18 protein-coding genes and 1 riboswitch are annotated in these 19,166 nt (G+C 55.5%); of the genes, 7 read left to right on the top strand and 11 right to left on the bottom strand.

Features of this window, described 5'->3' with window-relative positions; all coding sequences use genetic code 11:
* Positions 1 to 3: 3 nt before the first annotated feature.
* Genes cpdA through nudF form a run of 3 tightly spaced genes read right to left on the bottom strand, consistent with a single transcriptional unit; the run spans position 4 to position 1,931 of the window.
* Positions 4 to 831, bottom strand: coding sequence for a 3',5'-cyclic-AMP phosphodiesterase (gene cpdA, locus FBY13_RS20040; protein ID WP_145394972.1), 828 nt, complete (start codon positions 829 to 831; stop codon positions 4 to 6).
* A 42-nt stretch (positions 832 to 873) separates the two neighbouring features.
* Positions 874 to 1,299, bottom strand: a complete 426-nt coding sequence (locus FBY13_RS20035; protein ID WP_063880962.1) for a DUF1249 family protein — start codon at positions 1,297 to 1,299, stop codon at positions 874 to 876.
* A complete protein-coding gene (gene nudF, locus FBY13_RS20030; RefSeq protein ID WP_096011877.1) occupies positions 1,296 to 1,931 on the bottom strand; it encodes an ADP-ribose diphosphatase in 636 nt (211 codons plus the stop codon). Before nudF ends, FBY13_RS20035 begins: the two co-directional genes overlap by 4 nt.
* A 211-nt stretch (positions 1,932 to 2,142) precedes the next feature.
* On the opposite strand from nudF, the gene tolC reads away from it, so the two are divergent.
* From tolC to FBY13_RS20015, 3 genes are all read left to right on the top strand, one after another.
* Positions 2,143 to 3,612, top strand: coding sequence for an outer membrane channel protein TolC (gene tolC / locus FBY13_RS20025; protein WP_063880964.1), 1,470 nt, complete (start codon positions 2,143 to 2,145; stop codon positions 3,610 to 3,612).
* Between the two features lie 142 nt (positions 3,613 to 3,754).
* Entirely contained in the window at positions 3,755 to 4,423 is a 669-nt protein-coding gene (locus FBY13_RS20020; protein WP_145394971.1) for a DUF1190 family protein, read from the top strand.
* A gap of 8 nt (positions 4,424 to 4,431) precedes the next feature.
* On the top strand, positions 4,432 to 5,592 hold the full coding sequence (locus FBY13_RS20015) for a glutathionylspermidine synthase family protein (RefSeq protein ID WP_063880966.1): 1,161 nt from the start codon (positions 4,432 to 4,434) through the stop codon (positions 5,590 to 5,592).
* Between the two features lie 39 nt (positions 5,593 to 5,631).
* On the opposite strand, the gene ygiD is transcribed toward FBY13_RS20015, so the two are convergent.
* Entirely contained in the window at positions 5,632 to 6,414 is a 783-nt protein-coding gene (ygiD, locus tag FBY13_RS20010; RefSeq protein ID WP_145394970.1) for a 4,5-DOPA dioxygenase extradiol, read from the bottom strand.
* Between the two features lie 184 nt (positions 6,415 to 6,598).
* Positions 6,599 to 7,255 carry a 3,4-dihydroxy-2-butanone-4-phosphate synthase gene (gene ribB, locus FBY13_RS20005; protein WP_063880967.1) on the bottom strand — a complete coding sequence of 219 codons (657 nt, stop codon included), beginning with the start codon at positions 7,253 to 7,255 and terminating at the stop codon, positions 6,599 to 6,601.
* Between the two features lie 110 nt (positions 7,256 to 7,365).
* Positions 7,366 to 7,514, bottom strand: a riboswitch (FMN riboswitch).
* 171 nt (positions 7,515 to 7,685) lie between these two features.
* Between ribB and FBY13_RS20000 the strand changes: the two genes are divergently transcribed.
* Complete coding sequence (locus FBY13_RS20000; RefSeq protein WP_063880968.1) at positions 7,686 to 8,018, top strand: accessory factor UbiK family protein; 333 nt, start codon at positions 7,686 to 7,688, stop codon at positions 8,016 to 8,018.
* A gap of 36 nt (positions 8,019 to 8,054) precedes the next feature.
* On the opposite strand, the gene hldE is transcribed toward FBY13_RS20000, so the two are convergent.
* From hldE to FBY13_RS19985, 3 genes are all read right to left on the bottom strand, one after another.
* Positions 8,055 to 9,479, bottom strand: coding sequence for a bifunctional D-glycero-beta-D-manno-heptose-7-phosphate kinase/D-glycero-beta-D-manno-heptose 1-phosphate adenylyltransferase HldE (gene hldE / locus FBY13_RS19995; protein WP_145394969.1), 1,425 nt, complete (start codon positions 9,477 to 9,479; stop codon positions 8,055 to 8,057).
* Positions 9,480 to 9,549: 70 nt separating this feature from the next.
* Complete coding sequence (gene glnE / locus FBY13_RS19990; RefSeq protein ID WP_145395017.1) at positions 9,550 to 12,402, bottom strand: bifunctional [glutamate--ammonia ligase]-adenylyl-L-tyrosine phosphorylase/[glutamate--ammonia-ligase] adenylyltransferase; 2,853 nt, start codon at positions 12,400 to 12,402, stop codon at positions 9,550 to 9,552.
* Between the two features lie 29 nt (positions 12,403 to 12,431).
* On the bottom strand, positions 12,432 to 13,742 hold the full coding sequence (locus FBY13_RS19985) for an inorganic triphosphatase (RefSeq protein WP_145394968.1): 1,311 nt from the start codon (positions 13,740 to 13,742) through the stop codon (positions 12,432 to 12,434).
* A gap of 265 nt (positions 13,743 to 14,007) precedes the next feature.
* Here FBY13_RS19985 and FBY13_RS19980 point away from each other — a divergent pair, with 265 nt between their 5' ends.
* Together FBY13_RS19980 and FBY13_RS19975 are read left to right on the top strand one after the other, a co-directional pair.
* Positions 14,008 to 14,628: a TIGR04211 family SH3 domain-containing protein gene (locus FBY13_RS19980; protein ID WP_063880972.1), complete on the top strand. Its 621-nt coding sequence runs from the start codon at positions 14,008 to 14,010 to the stop codon at positions 14,626 to 14,628.
* Between the two features lie 157 nt (positions 14,629 to 14,785).
* Positions 14,786 to 16,003, top strand: coding sequence for a multifunctional CCA addition/repair protein (locus FBY13_RS19975; protein ID WP_145394967.1), 1,218 nt, complete (start codon positions 14,786 to 14,788; stop codon positions 16,001 to 16,003).
* 32 nt (positions 16,004 to 16,035) lie between these two features.
* Here FBY13_RS19975 and bacA read toward each other — a convergent pair whose 3' ends face one another.
* Both bacA and folB read right to left on the bottom strand, forming a co-directional pair.
* The gene (bacA, locus tag FBY13_RS19970) at positions 16,036 to 16,854 is read right to left on the bottom strand and encodes an undecaprenyl-diphosphate phosphatase (protein WP_063880974.1); all 819 of its coding nucleotides are present in this window, start codon (positions 16,852 to 16,854) and stop codon (positions 16,036 to 16,038) included.
* 193 nt (positions 16,855 to 17,047) lie between these two features.
* Positions 17,048 to 17,407: a bifunctional dihydroneopterin aldolase/7,8-dihydroneopterin epimerase gene (gene folB / locus FBY13_RS19965; RefSeq protein WP_063880975.1), complete on the bottom strand. Its 360-nt coding sequence runs from the start codon at positions 17,405 to 17,407 to the stop codon at positions 17,048 to 17,050.
* A 108-nt stretch (positions 17,408 to 17,515) separates the two neighbouring features.
* Here folB and plsY point away from each other — a divergent pair, with 108 nt between their 5' ends.
* Positions 17,516 to 18,115 (top strand): glycerol-3-phosphate 1-O-acyltransferase PlsY, encoded by a 600-nt coding sequence (gene plsY, locus FBY13_RS19960; protein ID WP_063880976.1) that lies wholly within the window; start codon positions 17,516 to 17,518, stop codon positions 18,113 to 18,115.
* A 35-nt stretch (positions 18,116 to 18,150) separates the two neighbouring features.
* Here plsY and tsaD read toward each other — a convergent pair whose 3' ends face one another.
* Positions 18,151 to 19,164: a tRNA (adenosine(37)-N6)-threonylcarbamoyltransferase complex transferase subunit TsaD gene (gene tsaD, locus FBY13_RS19955; protein ID WP_145394966.1), complete on the bottom strand. Its 1,014-nt coding sequence runs from the start codon at positions 19,162 to 19,164 to the stop codon at positions 18,151 to 18,153.
* Positions 19,165 to 19,166: the final 2 nt, after the last annotated feature.

The following is a 19,166-nucleotide window of genomic DNA, read 5'->3' as shown; positions in this document are numbered from 1 at the left end:
CCGTCAATATCCTTCAGCGTCAAGATCGGGACAAAACGCCTGAGTGGTTAGCCGGTTAACTTCCGTCTCTAGCTGACCGTCATCGTGCAGCGTAAACCAGCGCCAGCCCGGCGCAACGGTATCAATAGTGAAGCTGGTGCAGTGCGGTTTGAACTGCACGCAGGTGGAAGGCGTTGCCAGAACGCGTCGGCCGTGCCAGTCCACATCCATTTCCTGATGGATATGGCCGCATACCAACGTCTTTGCCAGCGGATAGTGCTGTAGCACGGCATCAAGCTGATGCGGATTGCGCAGGCTGTGCTGATCAAGCCAGGTGCAGCCTGAAGCGAGAGGATGATGGTGCAGCAGCACCAACGTATGACGCAGGGGAAAGCGCGCGAGCGCGTTATTGAGCCAGTCAAGTTGATAGTCACTTAACATGCCATGCGGCACGCCGAAGACCTGGCTGTCCAGCAGCACCACCTGCCAGTGTTCCCCCATCAGTACATGTTTATGGGTGTTAATCCCGGCCTTGGCCAGCGTATCTACCATCGCGGGCTGAAAATCATGATTACCCGGCAGCCAGACGCAGGGTTTAGGCAAGCGCGAAATGCCCTCAACAAAATGCTGATAGGCTTCGACCGAGTGATCCTGAGAGAGATCGCCGGTGGCTACAATGAGATCATAATCGCACTGCTGCGCGATGATCGCATCCAGCACCGCGTCATAACTCGACCAGGTATTCACTCCCAGCAGCGATTCATGTTTTCCTGCGAACAAGTGTGTGTCCGTCACTTGCAGAATCCGAAACTCGGACCCCGTTGTCGCAGGAAGAGTTAGCAGGCTATCCAAAGCGTTTCCTTCGTCTCTACGCCATTCAATGCATTATACGTATCAGCAAACCGGTACTGCCATCGCGCCATGCGTCAGACAGTAGCGTAACCAGTCAGCGAGGAACTGATTGATTTGATGTTTTTCATCACGCTGATTCATCTTTTTATTCGGGTAATCATAACGCGCTTTAAACCGATAGATCTGCTGTGTTGAACACACTTCAGCGACCATAGCGTCATGATACAGCCTGACAGACATCGACGGCAGGCTCCAGTAACTCACCGCCGGGACCGTCTGACGAATTTCGACCAGCGTGGTGTAACGGGTGGATTCTTCAATCGTTAACTGATAGCGGGCGCCACTTACCTGATAGATCACCGATGCGCCTGCCTCGTCATCGCGTGGTAGCAGACGGCGTAACTGGGCGAAATTGGTCTCGCACAGCCGCATCATCTCGGGGAAATCAGGGGTATAGCGCTGTTTCATTTTTGCGTCCACTCTTCTCGAAGTTCTTTATGGTGCAGTGCCAGCCATTGCAAGGCGATGACAGATGCCGCGTTATCAATAATCCCCTGTTCCACCCAGTGGTAGGCCTGTTCACGGCTGACCACATGCACGAGAATATCCTCATTCTCTTCCTCCAGACCATGGCATCCTGTTGCCAGACTGGCATCCACTTCACCGACCATTACCGATAAACGTTCGCTGGTGCCGCCGGGGCTGGCAAGATAGTTCAACACGGGCTTCACCCGGCCAACGTCCAGACCGGCTTCTTCTAAGGCTTCACGGCGTCCTACCTGTTCCGGGGTTTCACCTTGCTCAATAATGCCCGCAATCATTTCCAGTAGCCACGGCGTTGGGCTGCAGTCAAAGGCCGGGATGCGGATCTGTTCAATCAGCACCACTTCATCACGGATGGGATCATAAGGTAGCAGTACGGCAGCATGACCGCGCTCAAAAACTTCACGGGTCACTTCCCCGCTCATCCCGCCCTTAAACAGACGGTGACGAAAGCGGTAGCGAACGATGGAAAAAAAACCGTCGTAGGCTGTTTCTCGTGCAATAATTTCTACATCATTTTTTGTGAAAGTCACAGGTGATGTTTTATTGTCCTTCATCATTGGGTTCCTTTTGCAGATTGGGATGACACAGATAAAACACAAGCCCAGGCACCATTCAAACAGTCATTACTGAGTTATTTACCTGAAACACACAAATATGGCACGTTCAGCCACCTTATCTCACAGTTGCCCTCTGCTAGAATCTGCGATAATTTTTGGCTTACCGGCGGCACTATCATTGCGATTTGCTGCAACAAAAGGAATGCAAATGAAAAAACTGCTCCCATTATTTATTGGGCTGAGCCTGGGCGGTTTCAGCGTCGCCAGCCAGGCGGAAAACCTGCTTCAGGTTTACCAACAAGCGCGTTTAAGCAACCCGGATCTGCGGAGTTCCGCTGCCACTCGCGATGCTGCGTTTGAGAAAATCAACGAAGCGCGCAGCCCTTTATTACCACAGCTGGGTTTGGGTGCAGACTATAGCTATGCAAATGGCTATCGTGATAGTAGCGGTATTCATTCCAACACGACCAGTGGCACACTGCAATTGACGCAAACCATTTTTGACATGTCAAAATGGCGCGCGCTGACTCTGCAGGAAAAAACCGCCGGTATTCAGGACGTCACGTATCAGGTTGCTCAGCAGGATTTGATTCTGAATACCGCCACGGCCTATTTCAACGTGTTGAAAGCTATTGATACGCTTTCTTACGTCGAAGCGCAGAAGATGTCCATCTACCGCGAACTGGATCAAACCACTCAGCGCTTCAACGTGGGCCTGGTTGCGATTACCGACGTGCAGAACGCCCGCGCACAGTATGACAGCGTGCTGGCGAATGAAGTGACGGCGCGGAATAACCTGGATAACTCGGTGGAGTCCCTGCGTCAGATCACCGGCATGGACTACCTGGCGCTGGCCTCGCTGAATATCGATCGCTTTAAAACCACCAAACCTGATGACGTTAACTCGCTGCTCAAGCAGGCAGAAAGCCGTAACCTTAATCTGCTTTCTGCTCGCCTGAATCAGGATTTAGCCCGTGAGCAGATTCGTTCTGCGGAATCAGGCCACCTGCCAACGCTCGATCTGACTGCCTCAACCGGCCTGTCTAACAGCAAGTACGGCGGAAGCCGCGCTGAACAGAGTGCAAACTCAACCGACTCGATTACCGGAAACAGTAAAGTCGGCCTGAGCTTTACGCTTCCGCTATACAGCGGCGGCAGCGTGACCTCGCAGGTGAAACAGGCGCAATACAGCTTTGTCAGCGCCAGCGAGCAGTTGGAAGCGGCGCACCGTTCCGCTGTCCAGACGGTGCGGTCTTCTTACAACAACGTAAATGCGTCAGCGAGCAGCATTGCGGCCTATAAACAAGCCGTGGTTTCTGCGCAAAGCTCATTAGACGCAATGGAAGCCGGTTATCAGGTCGGTACGCGTACCATCGTTGATGTGCTGAACGCCACCTCAACCCTGTATAACGCGAAACAGCAGTTGTCAGATGCCCGTTACAGCTATCTGATTAACCAGCTGAACATCAGCTATGCGCTGGGTACGCTAAACGAGCAGAGTCTGGGTATTCTCAACAGCCAGTTAGGCAAAGAGATCTCCACGTCACCTGAAACCGTTCAGCCGCAAAACGTTCAGCAGGTGTTGGGTGACGATCATATCGCGTCCTCTTCAGAAACCGCGACGGCGCCAGTGCGCCCTGCGGCCCATAAGAGCAGCCGTAATCCATTCGGTCACTAATCAGGTTGCGGGCTGCTTTGCGGCCCGCTTCTCTTAAAAACGTATAACTAAGTAAAGATCCCCGTCCTGCCTGGCCGTTAGCTTCATTTCTCGCCACTCATCCCCTATTCTATGCGCTACCTTTGGGCACAGGATATTTATAATGAAACGGACTAAAACGATCCGCTATGACGCCTTTCGTAAGAGCTGGCAAGCAAGACACTTAACGCCTGTTGCTATCGCTGTATCAGCGGTATTTATGCTGGCAGGTTGTGAACAAAACGATGAAACCGTCTCGCTTTATCAGAACGCTGATGATTGCGCAAAAGCCAACCCTGGCCAGAATGCGCAATGCACCACCGCGTTTAACAATGCGAAAAAAGAAGCTGAACGCACCGCACCGAAATACGCAACGCGTGAAGACTGTGTGGCGGAATTTGGTGAAAACCAGTGTCAGCAGGCACCTGCTCAGGCGGGCGTGGGCAGCACTAACGCCGAGTCGCAGCAAAGCGGCAGCTTCTGGATGCCATTGATGGCGGGCTATATGATGGGCCGCATGATGGGCGGCGGAGCAGGTTTTGCGCAGCAGCCGCTGTTCTCACCTAAAACGCCAAACAGCCCGGCTAACGGTCAGTTTGTCGATGCTTCCGGTCGTAACTACGGTAACGCCACTTCCGGTAAAACCATGACGGTTCCTAAAACCGCCATGGCGCCTAAGCCGACCACGACCTCAACCATCACGCGCGGTGGCTTTGGTGAAACGGTCGCCAAGCAAAACAGTATGCAGCGTAGCAGTGCCACCGGCACCTCTAATCGTTCGCTGGGAGGCTAAACCCGTTTATGCAACGCATCGCGATTTCAGAGCGCCCGGGCTGGCGGGAAAAAGCCACGGAGTTTGGTTTTCGTTTTCACACCATGCACGGTGAGCCTTACTGGTGTGAAGATGCTTACTATCAGTTCACGCTGGCGCAGATTGATTATCTTGAGGACGTCACCGCCGAGCTTCATCAGATGTGCCTGCAGGTGGTGGAAAAAGTGGTGAACAGCGAAGCGCTGCTCACCAAATTCCGCATCCCTAAGCACACCTGGGACTTCGTGCGCGACTCATGGCAACAGCGTCAGCCTTCGCTTTACTCGCGCCTTGACCTTGCCTGGGATGGCAAAAGCGATGCCAAACTGCTGGAAAACAATGCCGACACGCCCACGTCGCTGTATGAAGCGGCGTTTTTTCAGTGGCTGTGGCTGGAAGATCAGCTCAACGCTGGACAGCTGCCGCAAGGCAGCGATCAGTTCAACAGCCTGCAAGAGAAACTCATCGACCGCTTTACGGTGCTTCATCAGCAACAGGGGTTTAACTGGCTGCATTTCGCCTGCTGCCGTGATACCGATGAAGATCGCGGCACAGTGCAATACTTACAGGACTGTGCCACGGAAGCCGGACTACCGAGCGAATTTCTCTACATCGATGAGATAGGGCTGGGGGAGAAAGGCCAGTTTACGGATGCCCAGGATCAGGTCATCAGCAATCTGTTCAAGCTTTATCCGTGGGAATTTATGCTGCGCGAGATGTTTTCTACCAAGCTGGCCGATGCGGGCGTACGCTGGCTGGAACCTGCCTGGAAAAGCATCCTGTCAAACAAAGCGTTGCTGCCTCTGCTGTGGGAGATGTTCCCGAATCACCCCAACCTGTTGCCCGCCTGGTTTGCCGAAGACGATGTGCCACCGATGGACAAGTACGTCGTCAAACCGCTGTTCTCGCGCGAAGGTGCCAATATTCGTATTGTGGAAAACGGCAAAGAGATCGCCCGTGTGGACGGTCCTTACGGCGAAGAAGGCATGATCGTCCAGCAGTTTCACCCTCTGCCAAAATTTGGTGACAGCTACACCCTGATTGGCAGCTGGTTGATAGACGATCAGCCTGCAGGCATCGGCCTGCGTGAAGATCGCGACCTGATCACCCAGGATCTTTCGCGTTTTTATCCGCACGCGTTCATCGACTGACTGTTCTTATCCAGGCCAGCACGCTGGCCTGTTTTCACGCTAGCCGACCTGCACCGACAACATACTGATAGCGCCCATTTCCATGCCTTCGACAGGGACGGTGACGGCCTCGTCTGCATGGCGAGATCCCAGCACATACAGCAGCGGCAGGAAGTGTTCCGGCGTCGGATTGGATAACGCCGCATCCGGATGCTGCATAAAATTCACCAGCGGATGTGCATCTGCCTCGGCCTGAACCGCCAGATTATCGCGCACATAGTCGTTGAATCCGGTCGCCCAGTCATAAGCGTTTCCGCCGCCCCACAGAACCTTACGCAGGTTGTGCACGACATTGCCGCTGGCAACGATCATGACACCGCGATCGCGCAGTTCAGACAGCTTTTTGCCCATCTCAAAATGCCAGGCCGCAGGCTTGCCGCTGTCGATACTAAGCTGGACTACCGGAATATCCGCCTCAGGATACATTTTAATGAGTACGCCCCACGAGCCGTGATCGAATCCCCATGCATGGTCCTGATAAACCGGCACAGGCGATAAAATCTCAGCGATTTCGTTTGCCAGCTCAGGCGAACCCGGCGCGGGATAGCGGGTATCAAAAAGCGCCTGCGGAAAACCGCCAAAATCATGGATGGTGCGCGGCTTCTCCATCGCGGTGACCGCCGTTCCCTGGGTGTACCAGTGAGCCGAAATGGCCAGGATCGCCCGTGGTCGTGGCAGCGTGGCACCGGCTTGACGCCAGGCTTCGGTGTAGCGGTTTTCTTCTAGCGCGTTCATCGGGCTGCCGTGTCCCAAAAACAGTGCCGGCATACGTACCTGGTTCATAGCGATCCTTAATATGTTCACTCAATAAACACTACGATACGCTCTTTGCAGACGTTATCACGCGGATAAGCATGATGTTGTCTTTCAGGAAATTTGAACAATATGGAAGGGTACAACAGAGGGAAAAACAGGCGGTGCCAGGTGAAACAATCAGGCCAGAATATCTGGCCTGATGAGAAAACGCTTAGCTGGCCTGACGCGTTTCATGCTCGCGACGATAGGCGACCAGGTCTTCGATGGTAACCACCGGCATAGCATGTTGTTTCGCGAAGACGATGACTTCAGGCGCATGGGCCATCGAGCCGTCGTCGTTCGTCAGTTCACACAACACGCCTGCAGGTTTAAAGCCCGCCAGCGTAACGAGATCAATGGTCGCTTCCGTATGACCGCCACGGGCCAGAACGCCGCCATCGTGTGCACGGAGCGGGAAAACGTGGCCAGGACGGTTTAAGTCTTCTGGCTTAGCGTTATCGGCGATTGCGGTGCGAATAGTGGTGAGACGATCCTGGGCGGAAACACCTGTGGTAACGCCTTTCGCCGCTTCGATGGTGACGGTAAAACCCGTGCCGTAGGCGCTGGTATTGTTTTCCACCATCATCGGCAACGCCAGCTGCTGGCGGCGTTCTTCGGTCAGGCAAAGACAAACGATGCCGCTGCCGTGGCGAATGGTGAGCGCCATCTGCTCGACGGTCATGGTTTCAGCGGCGAAAATCATATCGCCTTCGTTTTCACGATCTTCATCGTCGAGCACCATCACACCGCGACCTTCGCGTAGCGCTGCGATAGCACGTTCTACACGCTGTTTCGGCGTGCCAAATTCAGAAAGTAGAGTCTGATTCATGGTAATAAAACCTTATAAATGTATTGGGTTACCAGAATCAGGGCAAGCTTAGGAGTGACGCCTTAAAGACGTAGCAATGACGCAAAACAGACATAATGCCTGACAAATGTCGTTACCCTCTCCCATCCGGACTTTAACCGTCGGCCCCGGAATTTCACCGGATCTGCTGACCTTCACCATGAGAGTGAAGCGCTCGCGGGCTGTCAGCCTGGGCTGATTTACCGCCGGTGGGGAATTTCGCCCCGCCCTGAGAATAAGCGTTTTAACTATAACGCTTCCCATTCGGGGCGGCAATGCAGAAAGCCATTATTGCTTTAGCATTTTTTGCGCTAAGGATTTCAGGTTTAACCTTTTCAATTCAGGCATTACACTTAAGTCACCATAGCGTTGGTAAAATGCTGCCATAGCAACCCGTAATCAGGAAACCATCATGATCGACACGAAAAAAATTGAACAAATGGCCCGTCAGGTTCATGACGCGCTGCCGAAGGGAGTTCGTGAATTTGGCGATGATGTCGAGAAGAAAATCCGGCAGACGCTGCAGGCACAAATGACCCGCATGGATCTGGTCAACCGTGAAGAGTTTGATGTACAGACTCAGGTGTTACTGCGTACGCGGGAAAAACTGGCGGCGCTGGAGCAACGTCTGGCTCAGCTGGAAAGCAAGAGTTCGGCTTCTGCCGCGCCCACTGCCACCAGCACACCCGGCCCGGCACCGGCAATCGTTCCGGCAGCCAACCCTGCTGACAAGACCGCTAAATAAAGGGATGGCGGGCGCGCAGGCTCCCGCCATCATCATTCAGTCGCCGCGAATGGTTTTGATGATGTTGGTGGTCGAGATACCATCTTCAAAATTGAGCACGCGTACGTCACCGCCATTTGCCCAGACTTCTTTACTGCCCGCGATATCTTCAGGTTTGTAATCTCCGCCCTTCACTAACAGATCGGGCAGCACGCTGGCGATCAAACGCTGAGGCGTGTCTTCTTCAAACAGCACCACCCAATCCACCGCTTCCAGCGCACCCAGCACAATCATGCGGTTTTCCTGCGGGTTCACCGGACGACTGTCGCCTTTCAGGCGCTTAGTGGACGCATCGCTGTTTACCGCGACAATCAGGCGATCGCCCAGCTTGCGCGCGTTGGCAAGGTACGAAACATGCCCGGCGTGCAGGATGTCGAAGACACCGTTGGTCATTACCACTTTTTCGCCGCGCTGACGTGCCATCGCAACGGCGTCTTTGAGTTCAGCTTCGGTCATGATGCCAAAGCCGCGTTCAGGACGCGCGCGAATCGCGTTTTCCAGTTCGACGATACTGACGGTCGAGGTGCCGAGCTTGCCCACTACCACGCCTGCGGCAGCGTTAGCCAGGAAACAGGCTTCTTCCAGCGAGTCACCCGCGGCTAATACTGCGGCCAGCACGCCAATCACGGTATCCCCGGCGCCGGTAACGTCAAAGACTTCCTGCGCCAGCGTAGGCAGGTGCAGCGGAGCCTTGCCGGGCTGGAGCAGCGTCATACCGTTCTCAGAACGGGTGACCAGCAGGGCGGAAAGGTCGCAGTCGGCGATGAGCTGCATACCTCGCTCAACAATCTCGTTTTCTGTTTTGCACTTGCCGACCACGGCTTCAAACTCAGACAGGTTCGGCGTCAGCAGCGTCGCACCGTGGTAGCGCGCAAAATCCGTGCCTTTTGGATCGATCAGCACGGGCACATTCGCTTCGCGTGCCAGCGTGATCATTTGCTGAACGCTGTCCAGCGCGCCTTTGCCGTAATCCGACAGCACCACCGCACCGCTGCGGGACAGCGACTGCCGCATTTTTTCGTGCATCGGCGCGGCATCCACCTGCTCAAACCCTTCTTCAAAGTCCAGGCGGATAAGCTGCTGATTGCGCGAAAGCACACGCAGTTTGGTAATAGTGGGATGGCTTTTTAACGTGACAAAATCGCAGTCAACACGAACATCTTTCAGCGTTTTACTCAGTACCTGAGCCGCATCGTCTTCACCGGTGAGTCCGATCAGACGGGAACCGGCACCCAGCGCAGCAATGTTCATTGCCACGTTAGCGGCGCCGCCTGGGCGTTCTTCAACGGTTTCTACTTTCACCACCGGAACCGGGGCTTCAGGAGAAATACGGCTGGTGGGGCCGTACCAGTAACGATCCAACATGACATCGCCGACGACCAGCACCGAGGCCTGGCCGAACGCGGGCAGAGTAACTTTCATTCCAGACACTCCAGACTGCATTCAAAATAGTGCGCGGATGATAACACAGTTGCGACAGGTGCTATCAGCCTCACACCGTGAGAGATTGTGGTGACTGTAGCCAGCGCTGCCAGCTGCCGTTCACCGCCTGTTTTTCCTGCGCGAATGCGTCGGGTTCAACGTGCCCCGGCTGCTCCTGAAGCGCCAGATGGTGCAGCGCATCGCGCAGCGTGACATAAGCATGGGTAAGCGCAGCCGCTTCCTCATCTGACATTTTCTGATGGGTGGCCATCAGTTCAAAAATCCGCACATTGTCCGACCAGCGCGTTAAGGCGGGCTGCGCGGCCGCGTAACGCAGCACCAGATACTGCGCGATAAACTCAATATCCGTAATGCCGCCTTCGTCGGTTTTGATTTCCCAGCGGCCTTTATGCTTATTACTCAGATGCGCGCGCATTTTGTCACGCATCTCTCTGACGTCGGTTTGCAACGCCGTTGCGTCGCGAGGCAGGCAGAGAATGGCACGGCGAATAGCGCTAAAGCGCTCGCTCAAGGCGGGTTCACCGAACACCACGCGGGCCCGAACCAGCGCCTGATGCTCCCATGTCCAGGCTTCATTGCGCTGGTAGTCGTCGAAGGCTTCAAAGGTGCTGACCAACATGCCAGCCGCCCCCGACGGACGCAGTCGCGCATCTACTTCGTACAAAATACCGGACGAGGTGCGGGTACTGAACAGATGCATGATGCGCTGCGCCAGCCGCAGATAAAACTGACGGCCGTCGATGCTGCGTTCTCCCTGCGTAACCGCTTCCAGCGGGCAGTCATGCAGGAAAACCAGATCGAGATCCGAGCTGTAGCCCAGTTCCCATCCACCCAGCTTGCCGTAGCCCAATACCGTGAAGCCCCGTTCGTGTTCATGCACAAGGTGTGACGGTCGGCCATAGCGCTGTACCATCATATTCCATGCCTGTTGCACCACCGATTCAATGATGGCTTCGGCCAGCCAGGTTAAGTGATCGCTCACTTTCATCACCGGCAGCGTGCCTGCAATGTCAGCCGCTGCGATGCGTAACAGCTGTGCCTGTTTAAACTGGCGCAATGCTTCAAGCTGCTGTTCTTCATCATCAGCGGGAATGCGCATCAGATACTGACGTAGCTCATCACGATAGGCATCGGTGGCGGTGGGTTGATACAGCGTGGCGGGATCAAGAAGCTCATCCAGTAGCAGGGGATAACGCGCCAGCTGGCTTGCCACCATCGGCGAGGCCGCACAGAGGCGAATCAGGTGACGTAACGCACCGGGGTACTCGGTCAGCAGTTCAAGATAGGTGCTGCGGGTCAGAACGCTCAGCAGCAACGGTGCCAGTCGGCTGAAGGTCACTGCGGCATCGTTGCGCGAACACACTTCACTCAGCAGCCGTGGCATGAGCTGATCCAGCGCCTGGCGACCACGCGGGCCGATGGTACGGCGGCTGATATCCTGGCGAAACGCCTCCAGCGCCTGATTGAGTGCCTGGCACTGCGCGGTATCCAGTTGCGGCACCAGCGGCGCCAGCTCACTGTCCTCCAGGCTGTCCTGCCAGAGCATATTGAAATCGGCCAGTTCGGGCCGATCGCCAACATCCGGTGTATCTTCCCCGATCAGCTCATCGAAAATGGCCCGCACGGCGGCCATGTGCGTATCCAGCTGTGCGCTCAGCATGGACCAGTCATCACACTGCATCGCCCACGCCAGACGGGCGCGCGGTAATGCCTCTTCCGGCAGCGTTTGCGTTTGCTCGTCTGTCAGGCTTTGCAGCAGGTTTTCCAGCCTGCGCAGAAACAGGTAGGCAGCGCGCAGTGCAGCGACCTGTTCAGGTGGCAGCAATGCCAGGGATTCGATAGCCGACAGCGTAGGTAACAAGGCTCTGAGCTGAAGCGAGCGCTCACGTCCACCTCGAATCAGCTGAAACACCTGCACGATAAATTCCGTTTCACGTATCCCACCGGCCCCCAGCTTGATATTGTTTTTCAGCCCACGGCGGCGCACTTCGCGCGAGATCATCGCTTTCATATTACGCAACGACTGGATCACGCTGAAATCGATGTAACGGCGATACACAAAAGGCCGCAGCATCTGCTGCAGCTCCTGGCTCCAGCGATCCTGCTCATCGCCCATCAGCCGGGCTTTCACCATCGCGTACCGCTCCCAGTCGCGGCCCTGCTCCTGGTAATAATCTTCCAGAGCAGCAAAGCTCATGACCAGCGGCCCGCTGTCGCCAAACGGACGCAGACGCATATCCACCCGGTAAACAAAACCGTCCGCCGTGGGCTGGTCGAGAACCTTAATCAGGCGCTGGCCCATGCGGGTAAAAAACTGCGCATTGTCGAGCTCACGGCGACCGCCGCGCGTCGTGCCGTTTTCCGGCCAGGCAAAAATCAGGTCGATATCCGACGAGAAATTCAGCTCACCGCCGCCCAGCTTACCCATACCGAGGATCAGCAGCGGCTGTGGCTCACCTGCGGCATTGCAGGGCGTGCCAAACTCGCGGCAGCAGTCCTGATAAACCCAGGCGCGTGCGGCGTCGATCAGCACCTCGGCTAACACGCTTAACTGCTGTAGCGTCTGCTCTGTCGTGGCGTGATGTAAGCACTGCATCCAGGCAATGCGAACCAGCATGCGACGACGAAACAGGCGCAGCACGCGCATCAGGCTGGCTTCACTGTCCACCGCTGCCATGTCACTGCCCAACCACTGCGTATACTGCTGCCACTCGTCGGCCTGAGGCGATTGCGCGGCGATGGCTTGCCACCAGTCCGGATTCTGCTGCAGGTTATCCAGCACAAAGTCGCTGAACGCCAGACCGGCAAGCTGTGCCTCACTCAGGGCGGAATCCGCAAGACCGAGCTGTTCGACGGCCTGCGCGGCCTGCGTGCGCAATAGGTTGGGTAAGGATGGCAACATGTTCTCTCCCTGATAGCGTGCGGTATGACTCAGCGTGGCGAACCGCTGGTTAGCCAAAATGGTGGCTGTTTCATGGCCTGGGCCTTTAACCAATCCAGGCTGGCGTGCTGCTGCTCCCTGATTGCGCGCTGCAGCTGCTGCCACGGCGCCAGCCAGTCGTGCACCGCGTCCGGCGAGTAGGCGCCCGCCAGTAAATGGACCGCCAGCAACTGCCGATCCAGACGCGTGGCCTTGTCCTGATACTCGTTAGTCTGGTGAATGGTGCTGAAGGTTTCTTTCAGGTCGGCATTGATGCGGCCCAGCATGATATCGCCAAAGCGTTTAAAGGAGCCGTTCAGCTTGGTTTGTCCTTTTTCATCAATCCACTGCCGCCAGTGCGACTCGGCTAACCAGTGAGTAAGTGCTAACTGGGTTTCAACAGAGAGGACAGAAAAACAGAAGCTGTCGGCGTCAACATCCTCGTTCAACAGCGTCTCTTCCAGCGTAGTGAGTTTCTGACGCAGCTCGCTGCTGGCCTTGCGCGGCACTAACGCACCAAACAGCGCGAATGCCTGACGCAGCACATCCAGCGCCTCACGCACCGCTTCCCTGGCCCGCTTGTTGCCACGCAGCCACACTTCTTCATGATATTGCCAGTGGTCAAGACCTGCCGCCATGGCCGCGACCATGCCCTCTTCCACCGTGGCTTTCGGCCCCGCTTTTAACAGCGGAAAGGGTTTTAACTCACGCGGCGGATTGCCTTTCGCTAACTGATAGCCACGCGCAGCCTTGCTCAGGCTGCCCATTCGCAGATCGCCCACGGCAATTAACTGCCGGGCAAACGTCAGCATCTCGCTGCGCTGGCCGCCTTTTAACTCAAGCTCAACCTCTGACAAGGGTTCACTAAACTCCCCCGCCGTGACTTCGCCCCGATCGCAGGCAATTTCGACGTCACTGCTGCCCGCCGTGACCACCCAGATCTCACGTTCAAAATGGGTGCTGAACAGCGGCTGCAGGCGCTGTTGTAATGCCGTAACGTCGGTGCCTTCCGGCCAGATGTCGGCTGGCAGACGGCTGATGTCCAGCGTCGGTTCGGTCAGATCAACGTTGTATTCGCCTCGCTGATGAAGCCCGCCCAGCGTGGTGCCGGCGGTTTTCAGCGTCATTTCGTAGCGTTGGTCCACGCCACGAATGCGTAATCCCATATTCCATCGACGTAACTGGTTATCGTCGGTTTCAAAATAGATATTGGTCAGCTGACGGGCAGCCTGATGCTGATGCGGGAATGCCGCCAGCCGTTCTGCCAGTTTCCCGGCAGCATTTGGTTTAGCAATGAACTTAAGCTCGATCTCGATGGTCATATTTTTTTATTCACTAACGCCGCTGGTACTTGAGGATATATTCCCTACCTGTTTCAGGTTATCTTCTGCTGCATCCACTGAGCTGAAGGTTAGGGGTTTTCAGGCGAAGAGTAATGCACAGAAGCCGGGCTGTCTCTGCTTTCTTTGTGCTTTCGCTACCCTTTTCGCACTGTCATGAGACCAGGATAGTTCTCATTCAGATTTATGCGAAGCCTCTACAGACTGTGCCGGTAAATTATCTTCATTTTAAGCAAAACGAAATCTAATGAAAAAAATCACACTCACTGGAATCACTTTGCTGGCCCTCAGCACCCTTGCACCTGCTCATGCTGATGAAAAACGTTACGTTTCTGACGAATTATCCACCTGGGTTCGCAGCGGCCCTGGCGATCAGTTTCGCCTGCTCGGCAAGCTGAACGCCGGTGAACAAGTCCAGTTGCTGCAGACCAATGACGCCACCAAATATGGTCAGGTGCGCGATGCCGAAGGCCGTACCGTCTGGATCCCGCTGTCGCAGCTGAGTGAAAACCCCAGCCTGCGCACCCGGGTTCCACAGCTGGAGCAACAGGTGAAAGACCTGACGGCTAAGTTAGCGAATATCGATAACAGCTGGAACCAGCGCACGGCAGAAATGCAGAATAAAGTCGCCAGCAGCGACAGCGTGATTAACGGCTTAAAAGAGCAAAATCAGAAACTTAAAAACGAACTGATTGTGGCCCAGAAGAAAGTCAGCGCCGCCAACGTTCAGTTGGATGACAAGCAGCGCACGATCATCATGCAGTGGTTTATGTATGGCGGCGGCGTGCTCGGTGTGGGCCTGCTGCTCGGTCTGCTGCTGCCGCATATGGTGCCGCGCCGGAAGAAAAACGATCGCTGGATGAACTAGTCTGCACCACAGCTCGCTATCAGGGGATCGCCAGATGCCCCTTTTGGCCTGTCTGCAATATGCCGAATTTGTGCAACAATAGAGTTCGTGCCCGTCTGGATTCAGGTGCCGGAAGCCCCCGGACGCGCAGTTCACTTATTTATCTCTGGAGTTGTGCGTGAAGACCTTTCTTGTTGGCGGCGCGGTACGCGATGCGCTGTTGAAATTGCCGGTTAAAGACAAAGACTGGGTGGTGGTTGGCGCGACGCCAGAAACCATGCTGGAACAAGGCTATCAGCAGGTAGGCCGCGATTTCCCCGTGTTCCTGCATCCCGACAGCCGGGAAGAGTACGCGCTGGCGCGTACCGAGCGGAAAAACGGCAAAGGCTATACCGGTTTTACCACCTGGTCGGCACCGGACGTCACCCTGAAGCAGGATTTACAGCGGCGCGATTTGACGATTAACGCCATCGCTCAGGATGAGAAGGGTGAGCTTTATGATCCCTATCACGGGCAACAGGATATCGCTGCCCGTCAGTTGCGCCACGTGTCCGATGCCTTTAGTGACGATCCCCTGCGCGTGCTGCGCGTTGCACGCTTTGCCGCGCGCTTTGCCCATCTCAACTTCCGCATTGCCGATGAAACCCAGGCCCTGATGCAACAAATGGCGGAGAGCGGCGAACTGGCCTATCTCACGGCCGAACGCGTCTGGAAAGAAACGGAAAAAGCGCTCTCTTCGCATAATCCCCAGGTCTACTTCCAGGTGCTGCGTGACTGCGGTGCCTTACGGGTGCTGTTTCCGGAAATCGATAACCTGTACGGCGTCCCCGCTCCCGCCAGATGGCACCCTGAAATCGATACCGGGGTGCATACGTTGATGGCCTTAACCCTGTCAGCGGCCTTATCAGACGCTATCGACGTGCGTTTTGCGACGCTGTTCCACGATGTCGGTAAGGCATTAACCCCTGTCGAAAAATGGCCCAGCCATCATGGGCATGGCGCGGCGGGCGTACCATTGGTCGCCGCACTGTGCCAGCGTTTACGCGTGCCCAATGCGATTCGTGATTTAGCGCTGCTGGTAACGGAGTTTCACGACATGATGCATACCATTGAGCAGCGCCCTGCTGAATCTCTGGTTGCGTTATTTGACCGTCTTGATGCCTGGCGCAAACCCGAACGGGTGAACCAACTGGCGCTGTGTAGTGAAGCGGATGCCCGCGGACGCGGTGGTCTTGCCAGCATGCCTTATCCGCAAGGTGATTACCTGCGACGTGCGTTTGCACTGGCTCAGGCGGTGTCCTCTAAGGCGGTGGTCGAGGCAGGATTTAAAGGCATTGAGGTGCGGGAAGAGTTAACGCGACGGCGTATTGCCGCGGTCGAACAACGCGTAGCTTAACGCGGCCAGTCACCCGGCCGCGTCATAATGGCTTACATGAAAATCATGTAGACCGCACCCGCCACGATAAAGCGGTAGATCGCAAACGACACGAAAGAGATACGTTTGATCAGTTCCAGGAAGACTTTGATGGCCAGCAGCGCGACAACAAAGGCGGTGATAAAGCCAACGGCAAACATCGGGAAGTCGGCCATCGACAGGAAGCCAAGGCTTTTGTACAGATCCAGCCCGGTAGCACCCATCATCATCGGGACGGCCAGGATAAACGAGAACTCGGATGCGGCATAGCGGCTCACGCCCATCAGCATCCCACCTGAAATGGTGGCACCTGAACGCGAGAAGCCCGGCCACAGCGCCAGACACTGGAAGCAGCCAATCGCAAACGCCTGAAGATAGGTAATATCATCCACGCCGACGGCTTTTGGCTGTTTGGGTTTCAGGAATTCCGCCGCCAGCAGCAGTAAGCCGCCGACCACCAGCGCATACATTACGTTAATCGGATTAAACAAGGTTTTAATCTGATCGTGCAACGCCAGCCCGACTACCACTGCGGGGATCATCCCCAACAGAATATGAATCAGGGTTAAGCGACCCGTTCCCACGCCTTCGTGTTTGACTTCACCAAAGTGGATACCGATTAATCCAAACAAACGCCGCCAAAACATCACGACCACAGCAAGAATGGAACCTAACTGAATGACGACCTCAAAGGTTTCCGCTTTATCGCCCTCAAAGCCCAGTAGGTGCCCCACTATAATCATGTGCCCGGTGGAAGAGACCGGTAAAAACTCGGTTAACCCTTCGACCACGCCCAGGATTGCAGCTACCCACAGCTGATGAAGATCTGCCATCAATGTATTCCCTCTGTCCGTTTTAAAACCATTAAAAAGGCGCTAGCAGCAGCGCTATCGCCTTAATCTTATCTGCTTCACTCTGAATAAAACCTTAAGCTCAATCGCCGTTTAGTCAGTCGCAACGAAACGGCACCACCTGAGACAGACAATAATTTGGTTTGGTTTCATTGTGATGGCAATCACATCGTAATTATTTAGGAATAGTCCCGCGCTGAATACGCACGCCAACCTGCGCTGCCTGCGCCACAGCGCCCGGTTTTGCTACCTTGATACGCACACCAGGCGAATTGAAACGGTTCATCAACAGATCCGCGATTTCTTCCGCTACGCGCTCGACCAGGGCAAAACGCTGTCCTGTCAGATGCGTCAGGATCGCGTCGGAGACGTCGGCATAGCTCAGGCAGTCTTTCACATCGTCGCTGGCGGCCGCCTGGCGGTTATCCCACGCCATCTCTACATCGATCACCAGCTTCTGCTGTATTCCCTGCTCCCAGTCGTAAACGCCAATGGTGGTGAAGACGGTGAGTTGTTCAATAAAGACGATATCCATGATGATGCTCTCTGTTTTTGGTCGCGCCGGATACCACTTCCGGCAGATTGTGCGTATTATCCATGCTTGACGTGATCAAAACGACCCCAAAGGAAACGGGACGGTGTTATGAGTGCTTTCGCGCTTGGTATGATTATTTTCGCGTATCTGTGCGGTTCAATTTCCAGTGCCATTCTGGTCTGCAAACTTGCCGGTTTACCCGATCCCCGCACCCACGGTTCAGGCAACCCGGGCGCAACCAACGTGCTGCGTATTGGCGGCAAGCTGGCGGCTGCGTCTGTACTGGTGTTCGATATTGTGAAAGGTATGGTGCCCGTGTGGCTGGCGTACCTGTTTCATGTCTCACCCCTTTATCTGGGCTTAACGGCGATTGCCGCCTGTCTGGGCCATATTTACCCGGTGTTCTTTCGCTTTCGCGGCGGGAAAGGTGTGGCGACCGCCTTTGGTGCTATCGCTCCGATTGGCTGGGACCTGACCGGACTGATGACGGGAACATGGCTGCTGACCGTGCTGCTGAGCGGCTACTCATCGCTTGGGGCGATTGTCAGCGCGCTGATTGCGCCGTTTTATGTCTGGTGGTTTAAACCCCAGTTCACCTTTCCGGTTTCTATGCTCTCCTGCCTGATTTTGCTGCGTCATCATGACAATATTCAGCGCCTGTGGCGCGGTCAGGAAAGCAAAATCTGGAAGCGGAAAAAGAAACCCTAAGCGTAAAAAAAGCCGGCTAACCGGCTTTTTTATTTTCAAATGGCGGGCAGTTCCGACAGTGGCCAACGCGGCCTGACGCTGACGCCAAGCTCACCCCGCGTACCGCCTTTAAGGCGTACCATGCCGGCATAAGCAATCATCGCGCCGTTATCGGTACAAAACTCAGGACGGGCATAAAAGACTTCTCCGCCGCGCTTTTGCATCATCACGGCCATCTGCTCGCGCAGAGTGCGGTTTGCACTGACGCCGCCCGCAATAACCAGACGCTTAAAGCCGGTTTGATCCAGCGCGCGTTTGCACTTAATCGCCAGCGTATCCACCACGGCGTCTTCAAATGCCCGCGCGATATCGGCCCGGGTTTGCTCGTCGTCGTCATTGCCACGAATGGTATTCGCCGCAAAGGTTTTCAGGCCCGAGAAACTAAAATCCAGCCCAGGACGATCGGTCATCGGACGCGGAAACGTGAATCGCCCAGCGGTGCCCTGCTGCGCCATTTTCGCCAGCATTGGACCGCCAGGATAATCCAGCCCCAGCAATTTGGCGGTTTTATCGAAGGCTTCCCCTGCCGCGTCGTCAATCGACTCGCCCAGCAATTGGTATTCGCCAATGCCGGTGACGCTGATTAACTGGGTATGACCACCTGAAACCAGTAATGCCACAAACGGAAACGGTGGCGGATTCGCTTCCAGCATCGGTGCCAGCAGATGCCCTTCCATATGGTGCACGGGCACGGCAGGAACTTTCCATGCAAAGGCCAGCGCGCGCCCAATCGTGGCGCCCACCAGTAATGCGCCCACCAAACCCGGGCCTGCGGTATACGCCACCGCATCAATCTGCTGCGGCTGCAAACCCGCCTCTTTCAGCGCCGCCTGGATCAGGGGCACCGTTTTGCGTACGTGATCGCGCGATGCCAGTTCCGGCACTACACCGCCGTAATCGGCATGCAGTTTTACCTGACTGTATAGCTGGTTGGCCACCAGGCCAGCCTCGTCATCATAGATTGCGATGCCGGTTTCATCGCACGATGTTTCAATACCCAGAATTCGCATGG

Origin of the sequence: Pantoea sp. SJZ147, assembly GCF_007828605.1 — a bacterium.
GTDB classification, from domain to species: Bacteria; Pseudomonadota; Gammaproteobacteria; order Enterobacterales; family Enterobacteriaceae; genus Pantoea; species Pantoea allii.
Note: the sequence above shows the minus strand (reverse complement) of the source record. Positions and strands in the feature narration are given on the sequence as shown.

Coding starts and splice junctions, on each gene's coding strand:
- FBY13_RS20035 (WP_063880962.1), bottom strand. CDS start 1,299: ATGAAACAGCGCTATACCCCTGATTTCCCCGAGATGATGCGGCTGTGC.
- nudF (WP_096011877.1), bottom strand. CDS start 1,931: ATGAAGGACAATAAAACATCACCTGTGACTTTCACAAAAAATGATGTA.
- tolC (WP_063880964.1), top strand. CDS start 2,143: ATGAAAAAACTGCTCCCATTATTTATTGGGCTGAGCCTGGGCGGTTTC.
- FBY13_RS20020 (WP_145394971.1), top strand. CDS start 3,755: ATGAAACGGACTAAAACGATCCGCTATGACGCCTTTCGTAAGAGCTGG.
- FBY13_RS20015 (WP_063880966.1), top strand. CDS start 4,432: ATGCAACGCATCGCGATTTCAGAGCGCCCGGGCTGGCGGGAAAAAGCC.
- ygiD (WP_145394970.1), bottom strand. CDS start 6,414: ATGAACCAGGTACGTATGCCGGCACTGTTTTTGGGACACGGCAGCCCG.
- ribB (WP_063880967.1), bottom strand. CDS start 7,255: ATGAATCAGACTCTACTTTCTGAATTTGGCACGCCGAAACAGCGTGTA.
- FBY13_RS20000 (WP_063880968.1), top strand. CDS start 7,686: ATGATCGACACGAAAAAAATTGAACAAATGGCCCGTCAGGTTCATGAC.
- hldE (WP_145394969.1), bottom strand. CDS start 9,479: ATGAAAGTTACTCTGCCCGCGTTCGGCCAGGCCTCGGTGCTGGTCGTC.
- glnE (WP_145395017.1), bottom strand. CDS start 12,402: ATGTTGCCATCCTTACCCAACCTATTGCGCACGCAGGCCGCGCAGGCC.
- FBY13_RS19985 (WP_145394968.1), bottom strand. CDS start 13,742: ATGACCATCGAGATCGAGCTTAAGTTCATTGCTAAACCAAATGCTGCC.
- FBY13_RS19980 (WP_063880972.1), top strand. CDS start 14,008: ATGAAAAAAATCACACTCACTGGAATCACTTTGCTGGCCCTCAGCACC.
- bacA (WP_063880974.1), bottom strand. CDS start 16,854: ATGGCAGATCTTCATCAGCTGTGGGTAGCTGCAATCCTGGGCGTGGTC.
- folB (WP_063880975.1), bottom strand. CDS start 17,407: ATGGATATCGTCTTTATTGAACAACTCACCGTCTTCACCACCATTGGC.
- plsY (WP_063880976.1), top strand. CDS start 17,516: ATGAGTGCTTTCGCGCTTGGTATGATTATTTTCGCGTATCTGTGCGGT.
- tsaD (WP_145394966.1), bottom strand. CDS start 19,164: ATGCGAATTCTGGGTATTGAAACATCGTGCGATGAAACCGGCATCGCA.